Annotated in this window: 13 protein-coding genes and 1 pseudogene; 7 read left to right on the plus strand and 7 right to left on the minus strand. The window is 74.1% G+C overall.

Features of this window, described 5'->3' with window-relative positions:
- The 6 genes and pseudogenes from ABZ565_RS09995 to ABZ565_RS10020 form a co-directional block, all read right to left on the minus strand.
- A pseudogene (locus tag ABZ565_RS09995) lies at nucleotides 1–1,233 on the minus strand (hypothetical protein); the annotation flags it as partial.
- A 4-nt stretch (nucleotides 1,234–1,237) separates the two neighbouring features.
- Nucleotides 1,238–1,396: a DUF6760 family protein gene (locus ABZ565_RS10000; RefSeq protein ID WP_018101391.1), complete on the minus strand. Its 159-nt coding sequence runs from the start codon at nucleotides 1,394–1,396 to the stop codon at nucleotides 1,238–1,240.
- Nucleotides 1,393–1,887: a hypothetical protein gene (locus ABZ565_RS10005; RefSeq protein WP_361022937.1), complete on the minus strand. Its 495-nt coding sequence runs from the start codon at nucleotides 1,885–1,887 to the stop codon at nucleotides 1,393–1,395. Before ABZ565_RS10005 ends, ABZ565_RS10000 begins: the two co-directional genes overlap by 4 nt.
- On the minus strand, nucleotides 1,884–2,324 hold the full coding sequence (locus ABZ565_RS10010; protein WP_111337042.1) for a phage tail protein: 441 nt from the start codon (nucleotides 2,322–2,324) through the stop codon (nucleotides 1,884–1,886). Before ABZ565_RS10010 ends, ABZ565_RS10005 begins: the two co-directional genes overlap by 4 nt.
- A 63-nt stretch (nucleotides 2,325–2,387) precedes the next feature.
- On the minus strand, nucleotides 2,388–3,914 hold the full coding sequence (locus ABZ565_RS10015) for a phage tail sheath family protein (RefSeq protein WP_361022941.1): 1,527 nt from the start codon (nucleotides 3,912–3,914) through the stop codon (nucleotides 2,388–2,390).
- A gap of 470 nt (nucleotides 3,915–4,384) precedes the next feature.
- Complete coding sequence (locus ABZ565_RS10020; RefSeq protein WP_361023388.1) at nucleotides 4,385–5,692, minus strand: hydrolytic protein; 1,308 nt, start codon at nucleotides 5,690–5,692, stop codon at nucleotides 4,385–4,387.
- 215 nt (nucleotides 5,693–5,907) lie between these two features.
- Here ABZ565_RS10020 and ABZ565_RS10025 point away from each other — a divergent pair, with 215 nt between their 5' ends.
- From ABZ565_RS10025 to ABZ565_RS10050, 6 genes are all read left to right on the plus strand, one after another.
- Entirely contained in the window at nucleotides 5,908–6,630 is a 723-nt protein-coding gene (locus ABZ565_RS10025) for a LuxR C-terminal-related transcriptional regulator (RefSeq protein ID WP_361022943.1), read from the plus strand.
- A 174-nt stretch (nucleotides 6,631–6,804) separates the two neighbouring features.
- Nucleotides 6,805–8,751, plus strand: coding sequence for a DUF4157 domain-containing protein (locus ABZ565_RS10030; RefSeq protein WP_361022946.1), 1,947 nt, complete (start codon nucleotides 6,805–6,807; stop codon nucleotides 8,749–8,751).
- A gap of 121 nt (nucleotides 8,752–8,872) precedes the next feature.
- Nucleotides 8,873–12,061 (plus strand): hypothetical protein, encoded by a 3,189-nt coding sequence (locus ABZ565_RS10035; RefSeq protein ID WP_361022949.1) that lies wholly within the window; start codon nucleotides 8,873–8,875, stop codon nucleotides 12,059–12,061.
- Entirely contained in the window at nucleotides 12,058–12,768 is a 711-nt protein-coding gene (locus tag ABZ565_RS10040; RefSeq protein ID WP_361022952.1) for a DUF4255 domain-containing protein, read from the plus strand. The genes ABZ565_RS10035 and ABZ565_RS10040 overlap by 4 nt, the downstream gene beginning before the upstream one ends.
- A complete protein-coding gene (locus ABZ565_RS10045; RefSeq protein ID WP_361022955.1) occupies nucleotides 12,765–14,867 on the plus strand; it encodes an ATP-binding protein in 2,103 nt (700 codons plus the stop codon). Before ABZ565_RS10040 ends, ABZ565_RS10045 begins: the two co-directional genes overlap by 4 nt.
- Before the next feature lie 29 nt (nucleotides 14,868–14,896).
- Complete coding sequence (locus ABZ565_RS10050; protein WP_361022958.1) at nucleotides 14,897–15,478, plus strand: DUF1707 domain-containing protein; 582 nt, start codon at nucleotides 14,897–14,899, stop codon at nucleotides 15,476–15,478.
- A 6-nt stretch (nucleotides 15,479–15,484) separates the two neighbouring features.
- Here the strand turns inward: ABZ565_RS10050 and ABZ565_RS10055 are convergent, their stop codons facing one another.
- Nucleotides 15,485–16,267, minus strand: a complete 783-nt coding sequence (locus ABZ565_RS10055; RefSeq protein WP_361022961.1) for a thioesterase family protein — start codon at nucleotides 16,265–16,267, stop codon at nucleotides 15,485–15,487.
- 173 nt (nucleotides 16,268–16,440) lie between these two features.
- On the opposite strand from ABZ565_RS10055, the gene ABZ565_RS10060 reads away from it, so the two are divergent.
- A complete protein-coding gene (locus ABZ565_RS10060; protein WP_361022963.1) occupies nucleotides 16,441–17,643 on the plus strand; it encodes an NAD(P)/FAD-dependent oxidoreductase in 1,203 nt (400 codons plus the stop codon).
- The last annotated feature ends 36 nt before the right edge of the window (nucleotides 17,644–17,679 follow it).

The following is a 17,679-nucleotide window of genomic DNA, read 5'->3' on the forward strand; positions in this document are numbered from 1 at the left end:
CGCAGGCTGCTCCGAAGCGGCCGACACATCCGCCCGGCGCTGGAGGGCCGGCAGGGCAGGCCCGCCCGGAGCCGCTACGGGCGGCTGCCCGTCCAGGGTCGGGCGCACGGAAGAACCGGCCGCCGGACCGGTGGACGCGGGCGCATCCACCTGCCGCTGAACGACCGGCAGGGCAGGGACGCCCGACGCAGGCTGCTCCGAAGCGGCCGACGCATCCGCCTGCCGCTGAACCACCGGCAGGGCGGGCCCGGCGGGCGGGCCCGAAGGGCCGTCCACGGAGGGCAGTTCACCCAAGGACTCACCCAGTCCAGGGCGTACCGCAGGCACGGCCGGCGCATCCGCCCGGCGCTGGACCACCGGCGACTCCGGCGCGGCCAGGGTCGGCCGGGCTGCCCCGGACGGCAGTTCACCCAAGGACTCGCCCAGCCCTGGGCGTACCGCAGGCGCGGCGGGCGGGTCCGCCCGGCGCTGGACCACCGGCAGCTCCGGCCCGCCGTCGGAGGGCGGCTCGTCCGCCCGCCGCCGCGTCGCCGGGCCCGCCCCGGGCGGCAGCGTGCCCAGGGGGTCGCCGAGCCCACGACGTACCGGAGGCGTCGCACTCGGCGCGGGCACCGCCGTGGAGGCGACGGCGGACAGGGTGCGCGGGGGCGTCGCCGGGCGCCGGGCGACGGTCAGCGGAGGCGCGGTGCGGCGGGCGCGTACCGGTGCGGGGGCCGCCTGCGGGGGCGCGGGCGTCGCGCCGTCCCCGGACGGGCGGGACGCCGATCCGGCCACGGCAGGCACCACGCGCCTGGGCGCAGTCGCGCCCCGGCCCGCCGGGGCCTCCCCGTCAGCCGGTGCCGAAGGGGCCGGAGGCGCATCCGCCGCGCGCAGCACCAGCGGCGCCCCCGAGGGGCCGCTACGGGGCGTGCCGGGCGTCCGGGCCACCCCGTGGATCCGCCCCACCGGGGCGGACGGGAGCACCGCGTGGCCCAGTTCGCCGTCGCTGTAGGCCACGTTCTGCCAGGACGCGAGGCGGGACCGGAAGCGCAGGCCGTCGCTGACGCCGATCGATGACCGGGCGACGGTCACCGTCGGCGGCGCGACCCGGCGCCAGCCGCCGTCCCAGTCCGCGCCGGGACGCGGAGAGGCGGGCCCGGGCGCCGGGGCGTCCCCGGTCCCGGGCTCCGGAGCCCGGTCCGCCTCGGGTACGCCCGCCACCGGACGCTTCCGGAAGAAGCCCCTCAACTCCACGCCCTCACCCGCTCTCGTTCACGCGGGTGTTGATCCGCGCTATCTCCCTCACCCATTCCTGCCGCTCACCATGGGTGAGGTCGAGGATCTCCTCGCGCTGCCAGTGGAAGTGGTAGGCGATGTACGCGATCTCCTCCCGCAGCCGGGAAGGCGCGTACGTCACGATTCCCCCAGGCGCTCACCTGACAGGTCCACCTCGAACGAGCCCTGGCACAGCGGGCAGGTGACCGCGGCGTGGGTGTGGCCCTCGCTGTTGATGCGGCGGTAGAAGTCCTGGAGGAACGCCACGTCGGTCGCGTACATCCGCTCGACCACCCCGGCGTGCACGTCGGTGATCGTGCCGAGGCGGGTGATGACCTGGCTGAGGAGCACCACGCTCAGGTACGCGGGGTTCTCCTTGACCCGGAGGTCGATCTGCGGGCGCAGCTCGTCGCGGGCGGTGGCGAGCCGCATGGTGCCGGTCCGATGGGTCCGGCCCTCGTCGTCCACGTAGCCGCGCGGCAGCTCGAAGTCGAACTCGTCGGGCCGGCGGGCGGCCGGGGGCGGCGCGGGGGCGGGGGCGGGGGCCGGGGCCTCGGGCTGCGCCGGCGCGGCGGCGGCGAGGCTGTCGAGGACCTCCTCCAGACCGCCGCCGGAAACGGTCCTGCGCCTCATTCGACCACGATCTCCTCGAAGGTGATGGTGACCGTCTCGGTCGCCGCGCTGGACTCGCCGGCCTTCAGCGAGGGGCCCTCCCAGCGGCTGGCCCAGCCCTGCATCAGCTGGATGCGGCGGACGGTCTCACCCTTGGAGTCCTTGATCTCGATGGTGAGGTTCTGCCGCGCGGTGTCGACGGCGCCGTTGTTCAGCGTCTCCTTGATCCACTTGGTGAACTCGCTGCTCTTGTCGAGTCCCCGGGTGATCGTCACCTCGCCGGCCTGGCGCGCGCCGGGCTGCTTGCGGATGATCTGCTTGCCGGTGGAGGTCACCTGCCGGACCTCCACCACCTCTTCCTCGACGGTCAGGCCGCTGATCTCCTGGATGGACTCCACGAGATAGCCGCCGAGCTGCACGCCGAAGACGTGGGTGGAAAGAGCATCGCCCTCTGCCATGACTGTGTGTCACCTGTTCCGTTCGTTGTCGCCTGCTGGGTCACCGCGTAAGGGGAGCGGCCGTCACTCGTCCACGAGGCTGGTGCTGTCCGAGAACTGCGAGAGCCGGAAGACGACGAACTCGGCCGGCTTCACCGGCGCGACGCCGATCTCGCAGACGACCTGGCCGAGGTCGATGGACTCCTGCGGGTTGTTGTCCCGGTCGCACTTGACGTAGAACGCCTCCTCCGCCGTACGGCCGAAGAGCGCGCCCCGGCGCCACTCCTCGGAGAGGAACGCGGTGACGTTGCGCCGGATGCTCGACCAGAGGCGGTCGTCGTTCGGCTCGAAGACGACCCACTGGGTGCCCAGGAGGATCGACTCCTCCAGGTAGTTGAAGAGCCGGCGGACGTTGAGGTAGCGCCAGGCCGGGTCGGAGGAGAGGGTGCGGGCGCCCCAGATCCGGATGCCCCGGCCGGGGAACGCGCGCACGCAGTTGACGCCGATCGGGTTCAGCAGGTCCTGCTCGCCCCGGCTCAGGCGGAGTTCGAGGTCGAGCGCGCCCCGGATGACCTCGTTGGCGGGGGCCTTGTGCACACCGCGTTCGCCGTCGCTGCGGGCCCAGACGCCGGCCACGTGGCCGCTCGGCGGCATCAGGGTCTGGCGGCCGGTGGCCGGGTCGAGGACCTTGAGCCAGGGGTAGTAGACGGTCGCGTAGCGCGAGTCGTACCCGGCGTCGTCGTTGCGCCAGGTGCGGACGCGCTGGGCGTTCATGCCGGGCGGGGTGTCCAGGACGGCGACCCGGTCGCCCATCTGCTCGCAGTGCGCGATGAGGGCGAGCTGTACGGCGCGGACGCCCTCGTCGTCGATGTCGCCGCGCTGGTGGGCGCTCATCAGGTCGGGGACCGCGACCATGGTGATCTCGTCGATCGCCTCAAGGGCCGCGATGCCGGTGCGCGCCGACGCGTCGCCCACGTACTCGGTGGGGCCGGTCCGGCCGGTGGTGCTCGCGTCCGGGGTGGCGGGCGCGAGGGTGAGGCTCTGCTTCTCGGGGCGGGACTGCGCCGCGCCGGGCTGCTCGGTGACCTCGATGAGCTTGGACTGCCGGGCCTGGGTGACGAGGTAGCCCTTGACGTTCTTGCGTACGGAGGTGTCGAAGGTCTCGGCCACCTTGCCGCCCTGACGGACCAGCAGGCGGAAGCGGTCCTCCGGCGGGTTCTCGCCCTCGGCGTCGGCGACCTCGATGGAGATCCCGTCGCCGGCGCCCTGGCGGGCCGAGACCAGGAAGCCGCCGATGGCCACGGAGGGGGCCGTCGCGGGCGCGTCGTCCTGCGGCGCGTCGTCGGCGGGGCCGCCGATCCGCACGATGTACGCGGCGCCGCCGCCGTTGCTGAAGAACCCGTGGACGGCGAGCGTCAGATACGTGTCCGGGGTGAAGGTGCCGAACGTCGATACGTACTGGTCCCAGCTCGTCACCAGCGTCGGCCGGTGGAAGGGCCCGGTCTCCGCGAAGCCGACGAAGGCGGCGACCGCGGTGCCGACACCCTCGATGGGCCGTGCTCCGGACTGCACCTCCTCCACGTATACACCTGGGGTGAGGTACGACGGCATGCTCGCTCCTTCGGCTGGTCAGTCGTTCGCCCGCCCAGTCTTGCCGGGGCGTACGCACGGGCAGTAGGTCTCAAAGTCCTGGGCGGGGGGCAGGGCTACTGCCTTTCCGGGCCGGTGCGTCCGGCCACCGGGCACGAGGGTTTAGTTTCAGCCAGAAAGGACCGGGCCGGCCCGGTGAGATCGGCTGGTTTTCCCCGGCCGTTCGGGGAACCGGATGAGGCCCGATCCGCTCCGCCGAGCGCGGGGCTCCGTGGTCCAGTCCATTCACCGCACACGGAAATGCCCGGGAATCACCCGGGAAGCGCCGGAATTCGCTCGCCGCCCGCACTGCGCGCATTTACGCGTCCAGTCGTTGCGGGTGTGTCCGGGTGTGGGAAGGACCACACCCGGATGAACACTCGGTGGCGCATCCCCGCAGGTGGGAAACCCGTCTGTTCACGTAGCCGGAACAGAAGGACAGGAATCCGGCGCTATCGTTCCTCTCGCGAAACATCGCTCAGCACGCCGCTCACATTGAGCACTTGGTGACACCCGGAAGCCTGCTTACCGGTGGCCGGAGTCCCAGGCTTCGCGCAGGTCACGGAAACGGTGACCGCCGCCTTCTCCGGTATCTGAATGGGGGTGACCCAGTGATAGTCCTGGTTCCTGAACGTCTCCAGGGCAATGGTGGTGATCTTCCGCTGCCCGAAGGAGATGGTCAGCAGCCCCTCGTCGCCCTGGAAATTCGCCACGACGATGTCCGTGACACCGAAAGTCTTGCCTTCCGGGACCACATAGGTGCCGGTCTTCCGGCCCCCGGCGCCCGTCTGCACGTCGATGGTCTGGGAGCTCTGCTGGCCGTTGCCCCCGCCGGAGCCGCCCGCACCGCCCGTGGAACCGGCCGAGCCGGAGCCGCCCGTGGCGCCACCGGACCCGTCGGCGCCTCCCGAGCCCTGCCCCTTGCCCTGGGGTTCCTGCTGCCCGCCCCCGGAAGCCGAACCGCCCTTCCGGGGCTGCCGGTTCTCCTCCTGAGCGGCCTTGGCCCCCGCCTCCTTGGCGGTGCTGCGGACGGCCGGGCGCACCAGAGCGAACCAGGCGAGCAGCAGCGCGAGCACCGCCGCGAGCAGGATCAGCAACCACTTCGGGAACAGCGGGAGTTGGGCGAACTCGCCCTGGAGCGGCTCCGGCCGGCCCGCCCGGGCGTCCTCGGCCCCGGCGTCCTCCGGCTCGCCGGCCACGACCTCGAAGGGCCAGGCCGCCGGGGCGCCGAACCAGATCAGCTTCCGGGCCCGGACCCTGAGGGCCGCCTCGGCGGACTCGCCCGGCTCCAGCGTCCGGCGCTCCGGCGTGAACGCGAGGCGCAGTTCCTCGCCGGGCTGCCGGGCGGCCAGCGACACCTCCGTGGGAGCGTTCCCACGGTTCTGTACGACGGTACGGAAGCGGGCCTTCAGCCAGCCCCGGCGGCGTCCCGGTTCCAGGCGTGCGCGCAGCTCGTGGAACGGCTCGACCACCACCGTCATCTCGGGGACGGCCACCGACTCGGGGTGCTCGGTGGGCAGCACCCGTATCCCCAGGGGCTTCTCACCGGCCCGGACCTCGTGGGACCGGGGCGGGGCGAAGCGCACCGTGACGGTCTCGGAGGTGCCGGGGTAGAGGGAGACCCGGGCCGGTTCCACCGTGGTCCACGCCGCACAGTCGCCGACCACGTCGAGGGTGTACGCCTCGACGATGTCACCGTCGTTGCGCACGGTCAGCGTGGTCGTCGCTTCGGCGCCGGGCGACACCGTCACCGTGGGCATTGCGAGTTCGGCAGATGTGGTCACCCTGCGACGCTAGGCCGCGCGGTGCCCCCGGCAGCAGGGGCGCGAGGGCAATGTGCGGGCAGCCGCGGTGCCCCGGGGGCACACCCGCGCCGGGTGCCGGCACCGCACCCGCGCGCCAGGTCGCCCTGCGCGAGCGCGTACCCGACCCCACGCACCGGAAACCGGCGGAAGCGGCCCAGAAGGACGAGCACATGACCACGATCACGACAGACATGACGACGACGGGGGCGGCGGGCCCGCGCGGCCTGGCCCCGCCCGAGCAGCCCGCGCCCGGCATACCCGGCCCGGCGTCCGGCCGGGTCTCGGTGGCGGTGTACGCGGAGGACCTGATCCTCCGGACCGGGGTGGTGCAACAGCTGCGCCGGCGCCCGGAGATCGAGCTGATCCCGGACGAGGAGGCGGACCGGGCCCAGGTCTCCCTGGTGGTGGTGGACGTGGTGAACGAGCCCGCCGTCCAGCTCCTGCACCGCCTCCAGCGCAACACCGCCACCCGGACCGGCCTGGTCGTCGGCTACTTCGAGGCGGGCGCCCTCCAGACCCTGATCGAGTACGGGGTGGCCGCCGTGCTGCGGCGCGGGGAGGCCGACCAGGACCGGCTGGTCCACCTCGTGACGGCCATCGCGAAGGGCGAGGGGGTCCTTCCCGGGGACCTCCTCGGCAAGCTCATCGACCACGTCAGCAGCCTGCACCGCTCGGTCCTGGACCCGAGGGGCCTCTCGCTGTCCACGCTCACGACGCGGGAGGCGGAGATGATCCGGCTGGTGTCGGAGGGCTACGGCACGGCGGAGATCGCGCAGAAGACCTCGTACTCCGAACGCACCGTCAAGAACGTGCTGCACGAGGTGGCTACCCGGCTCAATCTGCGCAACCGGGCGCACGCGGTGGGGTACGCGATGCGGCACGGGCTCATCTGACGCGCACCGGTCCTGGGCACCCGGGCACCGGGAGGGCAGCCGTCGTTGCCCCCTCGGTGCCCCCGCGCGGCCGCCCGGCCGGGGCCCTCGTCCCGGGGCCTGCCCCGGCGCCTCTTGCCCCGGACCACGGCGGACCGGTCTGGTGGCATCGACCGCTCGTGGAAAGGCAGACCGTTGTCCCAGCGTGAGCACCGCACCGACCGGACCGTCGAGACCAGGTCCGCCCCCGCGCGCGGCCCGGCCCCCGCGGAACGGGCCGAACTCCTCGAAGTGCAGCGCACCTTGGGCAACGCGGCCGCCCTGCACCTGCTGCGGCGGGCGCGTGAGGAGCCCCCGGAGCAGCCCGCCGTGCAGCGCTCGGCCGTCCACGACGTGCTGAACGGCAGCGGCAGGCCGCTGGAGGCCTCGCTGCGCGCGGAGATGGAGTCGCGGCTCGGCGCGGACTTCTCCGACGTACGCGTCCACGACGACGCGGCGGCCCGCGCGTCCGCCACCGGGGTCGGGGCCCGCGCCTACACCAGCGGCCACCACGTCGTCATCGGCGAGGGCGGCGCCGACAAGCACACGCTGGCCCATGAACTGACCCACGTCATCCAGCAGCGGCAGGGCGCGGTCTCCGGGACGGACCGGGGCGACGGGCTGCGGATCTCCGACCCGTCGGACCGCTTCGAGCGGGCGGCCGAGGCGAACGCGCACCGGGTGATGCGGGGTGCGGCCCCGGCCGCGCACGAGTCCGGGGAGCCGGTCGCGGGTCCGGGACGCACGGGGGCGGACTCCGTGCAGCGGTTCATGGCGCCGACCGCGAGCGGCGACGCCGCCACCTGGCGGCAGAAGGCCCTGCTGTACTTCCAGTCCACCGAGGCGAGAAGCATCCTGAGGGATTACGCGGAGCTGGTGCTGGGGGAGCCGTTGCAGAACAAGCTTCTGGCGAAGCTGGTCGCGGACCTGGGCATCAAGGCCGAGTGGCGGACGGTGGTCCAGGCGACCGGCGGGGCAGCCGGCTCGGCGGGAGCGAACCTGGACGCGTCGCTGACCGCCGTCATGCGGAACCTGAACGTCATGGAGCAGGAGGTCCTGACCGCGCGCAGGGTCGGGGAGCCGTCCGACTACGACAAGCCGCTGCCGCGGGCCGTCGTGGGCACCGAGTTCACCTTCACGGACAACACCCTCAACGGGGTCGCCGGGGGCAATCCGCTGCGCGTGGACATCAGCGGACTGACCGGGCAGGCGGACGCCCGCGCCCGGTCCGCGATCACCTACGCCCGGAACAAGATGAACGACTGGGCCGGGCGGGTCCGGTCCGCCGATCTGCCGGGCGGCTTCGAGCTGGCCGTGAGCGACACCACCGTGAAGGGCCAGGAGGCGCGGAAGTTCACGTACACCAAGGGCGATACGAAGTGGTGGTGGGAGATCACCATGGACGACGCCTGCCTGGAGACCCGGTCCGACCCGACCCCGATCGCCGACCTGCACGCCGCCCATGTGCGCTACATCGTGGAACGCCACATCTTCCAGCTCGCCGAGAACTGCGGTCTGCGCGCGGACCAGAGCATCTTCGGGGGCGGCGGGCACATCTCCTTGGACAGCGGCTCCACGTTCGGCGGAAGCGTCGAACTCTTCGTCGAGTCCATGCGGCAGTGGGAGGATGAATGGAACAACTGGGTCGCACGGTTCGGCACCGCACCGCGTGCGAAGGACACGGTGAACGCCCCGTGGACCGGAGACCTCCCTCAGGGGCAGGCCCACCTGGACCAGGTGAAGACCCTGCTCGACGAGATCCTGGCGGACGCGCGCCGGGGCGATGTGGACCTGCCCGGCGCGGTCCAGCGCCTCCAGGCGCACATGATGACGCTGCCCCTGCACCAGGACGCGACGCCGCACCTGCGGGAGAAGGTGGACGACCATCCGGAGGACCGGCTGCACTACCAGGCGGTCAACCTTGAGCACATGAACGACCCGACCCCGGAGCACCGGCGGGTCGAGTTCCGCGACGTCCAGGCGCAGGCGAGTTACGAGGAGCTGCTGGACGACCTCCGGCACATCGGCTTCCTGCTCCAGGGCGTCCGGGACAACGTCGGGCCCGAGCAGACCGGCCGCCTCGCGGCCCGCCATCGGAGGTAGGCGCCCGCCCCCAAAGGGCACCCGGTCTTCCCCGTTCCGGGGTACTCCGGGCCCTGTCCGGAGGCCCCCTTCGGCGGGATGCTCGTCGTGGAGAACCATCGACCAGACTGTGAGGTGGACCGTGGGCGGTCCTGCTGGCCCGGCGAGGGGTGCCCGGTTGCGCCGGCTGTGCGGTGCGGTGGTGCTGCTGACGCCGCTGCTGGTGGCGGGTTCCATGTCCGCCCCGCAAGGCGTTCAGCCGGCCGCCGCCGCGTCGAAGACGGTCACCGACACCGGGCGGATCGCCTTCGCCGGTACGGGGCACCGCAGCCTCGGCCGGGTCACGTCGGGGACCGCCACCGAGGACCTGTTCGGGGATGACGTCCCGGCCCACTACGACCAGGACGCCTACGGGCGCGGCGACGCGCTCGTCTTCACCAGCCTCCGGGACGAGGTGCGCCCCCAGGTCTACCTGCGCCGCGCGGACGGCAGCGTGCTGCGGCTCACCAACGGCATGGACGCCGCGCATCCCGAACTCTCCCGCGACGGCAAGACCGTGGTCTTCGACTCGCCCGGGAAGGGCGGCCGCCGGGACCTGTGGTCCGTGGCCGTCGACAAGCCCGGGAAGGTGCGGCAGCTGACGGCCACCACGGACGAGGAGACGTCCCCGACGCTCTCCCCGGACGGCACCCGCATCGCGTACGCGAGCGACGGCGGCCCCGAGCCCGGCACGCAGATCTACGCACGCAACCTGAACGGCGGCACGGTGACGTGCCTGAGCAACAGCGCGGAGGGGGACGCGGACGAGCCCGAGTGGAATCCGGTGGGCGACCGCACCCACAGCTCCCGGGTCGCCTACACGCTGCACGTCGAGCCGGCCTCCGACACGGACACCGGGCACCGGCTGCGGGTCACCGACGGGCCCGGGACCGCCCGGCCCGTGCTCACCGGTCTCGGCAAGGACTGGGGCACCCGCTCCTCGGCCTGGCTGCCCGACGGCGAGGGCCTGCTCTTCCTCAGCCCCAACACGGACTGCGGCTGCTCCGTCTACGACCACGTCTACGAGGTCACCTCCATCGGTGGGCCGGCCCCGACGAAGGTGCTCGACGAGGACCGCGAGATCGGGCCCCCGGCGGTGCTCGTGATCGCCGGGGACCCGACCCCGGTCGTCACCCGCAGGACCACCAAGGACGCCGCCCTCGTCACGCTCCAGGACATGCGGCAGGACGGCTCCGACCCCCGCGACCTCCGGCTCGACGTCCTGCGCGAGGACCCCAGGGCCCGGACCAACACCAGCGACGACCCCGCCGCCGACCCGCTGTTCCACCCGGCCGAGGGCTACGACCCCTGGACCGAGCGGCAGACGTACACACCCGACGGCCTGCACATCGCCGTGACCCGCTTCGAGACGCTCGACGGGCAGCGGGTCCAGCGGATCTGGCGCACCGACACCAACGGGACGCATCCGGAGGTGATGAAGCTGGACGGGCGCGGCCCCCGGGACCGCGACACCGACCCCTCGTTCTCGCCGGACGGCACCCGGCTCGCCTTCACCCGGTCCACGCCCGGTACGGACGGCGCCTGGACCAGCCGGGTGCTCATCGCGGACGTGGCCTCCGGACACATCGACGGCGAGGTCGTGCCGCCCAAGGGCGAGGTCACCGGCGCCGACGCGCAGCCCGCCTGGTCGGCGGACGGCACCCTGCTCGCGTTCACCCGCGCCGAGGTCATCCGGGGCCTCGGCGGCATCAAGCACGTGTGGACCGCCCCGGTGAAGGCGCTGAAGCAGCAGCGGGACCTCAGCCGCACCGGGGGCTGCCCCGGCGAGTGCAAGGTCATCGACGACAGCCCCGCGTTCTCGCCCGACGGCAGGTCCGTCGCCTTCAACCGCAAGGACCGCGCGGACCGGATCAACCAGCGCGCCAGCGTCGTCGTCGTCTCGCCGGAAGGGAAGAACTGCCGGGTCGTCCTGCCGTCCGGCCGGAGCGGCGACGCCACCGCGTGCGCCGCCGAGATCCCGGACGTCGAGACGACCGGCCCGTACCAGCCGCGTGACGTGGCCTGGTCGCCGGACGCCTCCCGGCTGGTGCTCAGCCACCGCCGCGACCGGGCGCCCAACTCCCCGGAGCAGCTGTCCGAACTCAACCTGGCCACCGGCACCTTGACCCCGCTCACCGCGCAGCTGCCCGGCCGCCAGAAGGAGCCCGCGTTCCAGCAGAAGGTGGACCTGGCCGTCACCGCGCCGCCCACCACGCCCACTGTGGAGTCCGGCTCCTCGGTGTCCGTCACGGTCACCGTCACCAACAACGGCCCGGCCGCCTCCCCCGGCACCACGCTGATCGCCGACCTCCCCCCGGGCGTACGCCTGGACGGTATGACCACCCCCACCGGCCCGTGCGCCACCGATGAGCCGAGCTGCGCCCTCGGACTGCTGAAGCCCGGCGCCGAGGTGCCGGTCACCGTGCGGCTCATCGGCGTGACGAACGGACCCTGGCAGCTGGGCTGGTCGGTGACCGGTGCGGTCGTGGACCCGAACCCCACGGACAACGCCACCAACACCTCCGTACGCGTCCGCACCACGCCCGCCCCGCCCAGCCCGCCGCCCTCCGGACCGGCCACACCGCCCAAGCTGCCGACCCCGGCGGCGCAGCCGCCCGCACAGCCGCCCGCCCTGCCGCCCGCGCCGGAGGCCGGTCCCGGTGTCGTCGTCCGGGCGCAGCCCAGCCCCGGCTATGTCGGCGGCCGGGTCGTGGTGACGTACACCGTCCGCAACGGCGAGAACGCCCTGGCCACCGGCCTGCGGCTGCGGCTCGGGCTGCCCGCCCGCATCCCCGTGGCCACGCTCCCGGCGGGCTGCACCGGCGGGGTGTGCGCCCTGCCCGACCTGGAGCCGGGTGCCTCCTCGGTCCTGCGGGTGGTGCTCGCCCCGGACCACGCCCTGCGGACCCGGATCACCGGCACGCTGACGACCACCGGCACCGACGCGGACCGGGGCGACAACGTCTCGCGCATCCCGCTGCGCATCCTCCAGCCCCGGATCGTCTCGGTGCCGGAGATCGGCAAGCCCGGGTTCGTCACCTCGGTGCGCGGCAAGGACTTCCCGCCGGGCGTGCCCGTGAAACTGGCCTGGAAGCCCGGGATCACGGTCGCCGCCGCGCCCACCCGGCCCGGCCGGGACGGCACGTTCATCGCCCAGCTCCTGATCGTGGTCAAGGACCGGACCGGGCCGCGCACGATCACCGCGTCCGGCCCCGGCTTCTCCCCGGTGAAGACGGACTTCCTCGTGGTGACGGGCAACCTGGTGCCGCCGGACGAGATGGGGCGCCGGTGATCCACGAGGTGGACGAGGCGCTGCGGCTGTTGCTGGTGGACGCGGGCCTTGAGGACAGCGGCGTCGACCTGGTCTTCGACGCCCCGACGAAGGACTGGTCCGCCCGGCGCAACGCGCCCACGGTGAGCGTCTTCCTGTACGGCATCCGTGAGGACGCGACGCGCCGCCGCAGCGGCACGTCCGAGGAGTACGACGCCGAGGGCCTGGTCACCGGCCGCCGCACTCCCCCGCGCTGGTTCGAGCTGACCTACCTGGTCACGGCCTGGACCAACCGCCCCCAGGACGAACACCGCCTGCTCTCCGAGGTCCTGCGCTGCCTGATCCGCACCCGCGCGCTGCCCGCCCGCATGCTCACGGGCAGCCTCGCCGGCCTCGCCCTCACGGTCGAGCTGGAGGCCGCCTCGGCCGGCTCCGGCGACCGCCCGTCCACGGTGGACGTGTGGTCCGCGCTGGGCGGCGAGCTGAAGGCGGCGATCGACGTACGCGTATGGGCCCCGCTGTCCGGCGAGGTGGAGCCGGCCGGGCCGCCGGTCACGGAGGGGCTGCTCGTACGGACGGCCGCCGCCGTGGACGGCGGGGCGACGGAACCGGGCCGCCGGCTGCGGTACGAGGACGGCGGCACGGACCCGGCGGGCCAGGGCTTCGCGGCAGAGCGCGAACGCCGGCTGCCGCCGGGGCGGCGGAGGCGCGGGGGCGGGGCCCGGTGACCACGGCTCAGCGGCTCTCCGCCGCCGATACCGCCCTCGCCGAGCTCTGGGAACGGCTCGGGCACGTCGAGCGGCGCGTGCGGGCCGCCGTCGCGCTGCGGCACGAGGGCGATCCCGCGCCGGACGATCCGCTGCGGGGGCAGTACCTCACGCCCGCCGGCGTCGAGCGCGTCCTGGACTCGCGCGACGCGTTCCTCCCCGTACCGGACCTCGGCCCCGACGCGCCGCCCGAGCGCGGGCGGATCGCCGAGCTGGCCGAGCGGTTCGGGCTGACCGGGCCGGACGTCGACCTCCTGCTCGTCGCCATGGCGCCGGACATCGACGCACGGTTCGAGCCGCTGTACGGGTATCTCAACGACGACCTGACCCGGCGCCGCGCCACGATCGGCCTGGCGCTCGAACTGTGCGGGCTGCCCGGAGCGGGCCCCGGCCGGTTCAGGTTCGCGCCGTCCGCGCCGCTCGTCGCGGCCGGCCTGGTGGAGGTGCTGGAACCCGAACGCCCCCTGCTCTCCCGGGTGCTGCGGGTCCCCGACCGGATCACCGCGCACCTGCTCGGCGACGACGAGGTGGACGCCCGGGTGCACGGCCTGGTCCGGGTGGCGGTCCCGGACGAGGAGCCGGACGGCGGCCCGGTCACCCGGCGCGTCGCGGCGGCGGCCGGCGCCGGGAGCGGGTTCGTGCATCTGCTGGACCGGGGCGGCGACCCGGCCCGCCTCGCCGTCGGCGCGCTCGCCGCGTCCGGGCTGCGCCCGCTCGTCGTGGACCCGGCGGCCCTGGCGGCGGCGCCCGAACCGGAGCGGGCCGCCCGGACGTTGGCGACCGAGGCCCGGCTGAGCGGCGGCGGGCTCGTCCTCGGCCCGCTGGAGGCGCTGGCGCCGGAGCAGCCCAAGGGCGCCGCGCTCCTCGGGGCGCTGTGCGCGGCGGTCGGCGGCGGCTCCCCGTTGCTGGTGTACGGGCGGAAGCACTGGGACCCGTTGTGGGCCGGGGAGAGCCCGGTGACGGTCCCGGTCCCGCCGCCGGACCCGGCGGACGCGGTACGGCGGTGGCGCGGCGCGCTCACCCGGGCCGGTGCCGCCGCCGGGCTCGCCGCCGGGACGGAGGAGGCCGACGCCCGCCTCGCGGACGCCACCCGGGCCTACCGGCTGGACTCCGGCCAGATCCGCCGGGCCGCCGATGTGGCCGCCCGGCTGGCCGCGCAGGAGGGCCGCCCGGTGGAGGCCGCCGACCTGCGGACCGCCGTCCGGGCGCAGAACGGCGCGGGGCTCGCCCGGCTGGCCCGGCGCATCGAGCCGACCGTCGGCTGGGACGACCTCGTCCTCCCGCCGGCGACCCGCCGCCAGCTCTCCGACCTGGCCCTGCGCGCCCGCCACCGCGACCAGGTGCTCGGGCGGTGGCGGATGCGGCCGGGCGGGGGCCGGGGGCGGGGCATCGTCGCGCTGTTCGCCGGGGAGTCCGGAACGGGCAAGACCATGTCGGCCGAGGTCGTCGCGGCGGACCTGGGCATGGAGCTGTACGTGGTCGACCTGTCGTCCGTGGTCGACAAGTACGTCGGGGAGACCGAGAAGAACCTGGAACGGATCTTCGTGGAGGCGTCCGAGGTCAACGCGGTGCTGCTGTTCGACGAGGCGGACGCCGTCTTCGGGAAGCGCTCGCAGGTCAAGGACGCCCAGGACCGGCACGCGAACGTGGAGTCGGCGTACCTTCTCCAGCGCGTCGAGTCCTTCGACGGCATCGCCGTGCTCACGACCAATCTGCGGGCCAACCTGGACGAGGCGTTCACCCGCCGCCTGGACGTGGTCGCCGACTTCCCCGTACCGGACGCGCAGCAGCGCCTCGCGCTGTGGGAACGCTGCCTGGGTACGGAGATCCCCCGCGCCCCGGACCTCGACCTGCCGACGTGCGCGGAGCGGTTCGAGCTGACGGGCGGCTCGATCCGGGCGTGTGCGGTGACCGCCGCGTACCAGGCGGCCGAGTCGGGCCGTCCGCTGGACACCGAGCAGCTGGTCGGGGCCGTGCTCGCGGAGTACCGGAAGCTCGGACGGCTGGTCCTGGAGAGCGAGTTCGGCCCGTGGCTGGAGCGTACGAGGCGGCGCGGATAGCCGGTGTCCGCCTTCGTATCATCAGGTGCATGACTGCCGAGCCCGCCCGTTCCAGCGCCCGTATGCGCGCGTCCGACGCCGACCGCGAGGCGGTGGTGGAGCAGCTGCGTGAGGCGGCGGCGGAGGGGCGGATCGACATGGAGGAGCTGGACGAACGGCTCAACCTGGCCCTCACGGCCAAGACCTACGGCGAACTCGCGCCGATCACCGAGGACCTGGGCGGCGGCCCGGCGGCGCGGGACACGGGCGAGCCGCTGACGGTGCGGGGCGGCATGCACAAGGTGCGGCGGACCGGCGGCTGGAAGGTCCCCGCGCGCATCGTCGTGTCGGGCGGCCTCGGTGGGGCCCTCCTCGACTTCAGCGGCGCCGAGTGCCGGCTGTCCGTGGTCGAGCTGGAAGTGGACGCGCAGATGGGCGGGGTCCGGATCGTGGTGCCGGACGGCTGGGGGGTGGACACGGACGGGCTGGACCTGGCGTTCGGCGGCCTTAAGTCGAAGGTCAGGGGCGAGCGGGCGCCGGGCGCGCCGCTGCTGAGGATCACCGGCTCCTGCGGCGCGGGCGGCGTCCGCATCCGCCGCCCGGGCCTGCGCGAGCGCCGCCGGAAGCGGTGAACTTCCTCAGAGCGGGCGGACGGTGAGGATCTGTTCCGCCCGGCCGACCGGCCCGTTGACGTCGTGCAGGACCGTGCTGGTGAGGCCCTGGCCGGTGGGGCCGAAGACGACCGTGGTGTCGAGGCCGGTCCAGCGGCCCTCGGGCTGGCGGTGCAGATGGACCGTCAGGTCCACGTTGGGGAACATCCACTCTGTGGGCTGCTCGCGTACGGCGATGCCGTTGGCGGTGTCCACGAGCGCCACGTACGAGGCCAGCGGGCCGGCGGTCTCGCCCGCGACCAGGTCGAGCGGGGTGGAGATCCAGGCGGTGGTGCGGCCGGGCAGGGGCGGGGCCAGCGGGCGGACGTCGAGCGACGCGATGTAGCCGCCGGGCCAGAGATCGGCCATCGGCCACGGGGCGAGCGCTTCGGGCGGGGTGAGGCGGGCGTCCTCGCCGTCGGCGACCCCGGCCGTCTCCACGGGGGCGAGCGACCAGGCCCTGGCCCGTACGACCGGACGGCCCGCGATGAGGGCGACGGCCTCGACCAGTTCGATGGTGCGGCCGGGGCGGACGGTCTCCACCCGGATCTCGCACTCGTCCAGGGCGAGCCGCCCGAGGATGTCGAAGCTGATCCGGGACAGCAGCAGCCGCTCGCCGGGCCGTTCCGCGAGGTGGCGCTCGACGGCGTGGACGAGGAGCCCGCCGAACGGGCTGAAGTGCACCTCGTCCATGCTCCACGCACCGCTCGCGTGGGCGGTCGGCTTGTAGCGGTGGGCGTCGATTCGCTCGTAGTAGCTGCCGGTGTTCAACGGATGCTTCCCTCACGGCCGTACGGATCGGGCACCCCCAGCGTGCCACCGGGGGCGTTCCGGCCGACGCGCGGGTACCGCGCCCCGCACCCGCGTTCGAGCGTGATCAATTCGCAATCGATTCCGGTCTTGACCGAGACCCATCAAGGAGTCGCGCGATTACGCTCCGAAGCATGTCCGACAGCGCACCCACCGCCGGTAGCACCTCCCCGGCCCCCACCGACCTCACCGAGGACCGCCCCGTCTACGTCATCGGCGGCGGACCGGGCGGACTGGCCGCCGCGGCCGCCCTGCGCGCGCGGGGCGTCCGGGCGGTCGTGCTGGAGAAGTCCGGGGCCGTCGGCGCGTCCTGGCGGGGCCACTACGACCGGCTGCACCTGCACACCACCCGCCGCTGGTCCGCGCTGCCCGGGCTGCCGATGCCGAGGAAGTTCGGACGCTGGGTCGCCCGGGACAACGTGGTGCGGTACCTGGAGAAGTACGCCGAGCACCACGAGCTGGAAGTGATCACCGGCGTCGAGGTCTCCCGGATCGACCGGGCGGCGGACGGCACCGGCTGGCGGCTGAGCGCGAGCGGGGGCCGCGAGCTGACCGGGCGCGCCGTCGTCGTCGCCACCGGCTTCAACCACACCCCGCGCCTGCCCGACTGGCCCGGCCGCGAGACGTTCACCGGGGACCTGCTGCACGCGTCGGACTACCGCTCCCCGGCCCCGTACGCGGGCAAGGACGTCCTGGTCGTCGGCGTCGGCAACACGGGCGCGGAGATCGCCGTGGACCTCGTGGAGGGCGGCGCCTCCCGCGTACGGCTCGCGGTGCGCACCGTCCCGCACATCGTGCGCCGCTCCACGGCGGGCTGGCCCGCGCAGGCGACCGGCATCCTGGTCCGCCGGCTGCCGGTGGCCCTGGTGGACCGGGCCGGCCGCCTGATGGCGCGCGCGGCCGTGCCGGACCTGTCGGCGCACGGGCTGCCCCGGCCGGACACGGGCCTGTACTCCCGCGTCGAGGAGGGCGCGATCCCGGTCCAGGACGTCGGCCTGATCGACGCGGTGAAGCGCGGCCGGGTCGTCCCGGTGGCGGCCGTCGAGTCGTTCGACAAGGACGCGGTGGTCCTCGCGGACGGCACCCGGGCCACCCCGGAGGCCGTGATCGCCGCGACCGGCTACCGCCGCGCCCTCGAACCGCTGGTCGGCCACCTCGGGGTGCTGGACGAGCGGGGCCGCCCGGTGGTCCACGGTCCGCGCACCCCCAAGCAGGCCCCCGGCCTCTACTTCACCGGCTTCACCAACCCCATCAGCGGCATGCTCCGCGAACTGGCCCGCGACGCGGAGAGGATCGCGAAGCGGATCGCCCGGAGGGCGGCGCGGACGGGCCGTTGACGGCCTGACCGGACATGACTTTCGGCAGTGCCGCCG

Source organism: Streptomyces sp. NPDC016469, from assembly GCF_040632905.1.
Lineage (GTDB): Bacteria > Actinomycetota > Actinomycetes > Streptomycetales > Streptomycetaceae > Streptomyces.

What these genes read in the sequence shown, in the direction of transcription:
- ABZ565_RS10005 (WP_361022937.1), bottom strand. Translation starts at nt 1,887, where the DNA reads ATGAGGCGCAGGACCGTTTCCGGCGGCGGTCTGGAGGAGGTCCTCGAC.
- ABZ565_RS10010 (WP_111337042.1), bottom strand. Translation starts at nt 2,324, where the DNA reads ATGGCAGAGGGCGATGCTCTTTCCACCCACGTCTTCGGCGTGCAGCTC.
- ABZ565_RS10015 (WP_361022941.1), bottom strand. Translation starts at nt 3,914, where the DNA reads ATGCCGTCGTACCTCACCCCAGGTGTATACGTGGAGGAGGTGCAGTCC.
- ABZ565_RS10020 (WP_361023388.1), bottom strand. Translation starts at nt 5,692, where the DNA reads ATGCCCACGGTGACGGTGTCGCCCGGCGCCGAAGCGACGACCACGCTG.
- ABZ565_RS10025 (WP_361022943.1), top strand. Translation starts at nt 5,908, where the DNA reads ATGACCACGATCACGACAGACATGACGACGACGGGGGCGGCGGGCCCG.
- ABZ565_RS10050 (WP_361022958.1), top strand. Translation starts at nt 14,897, where the DNA reads ATGACTGCCGAGCCCGCCCGTTCCAGCGCCCGTATGCGCGCGTCCGAC.
- ABZ565_RS10060 (WP_361022963.1), top strand. Translation starts at nt 16,441, where the DNA reads ATGTCCGACAGCGCACCCACCGCCGGTAGCACCTCCCCGGCCCCCACC.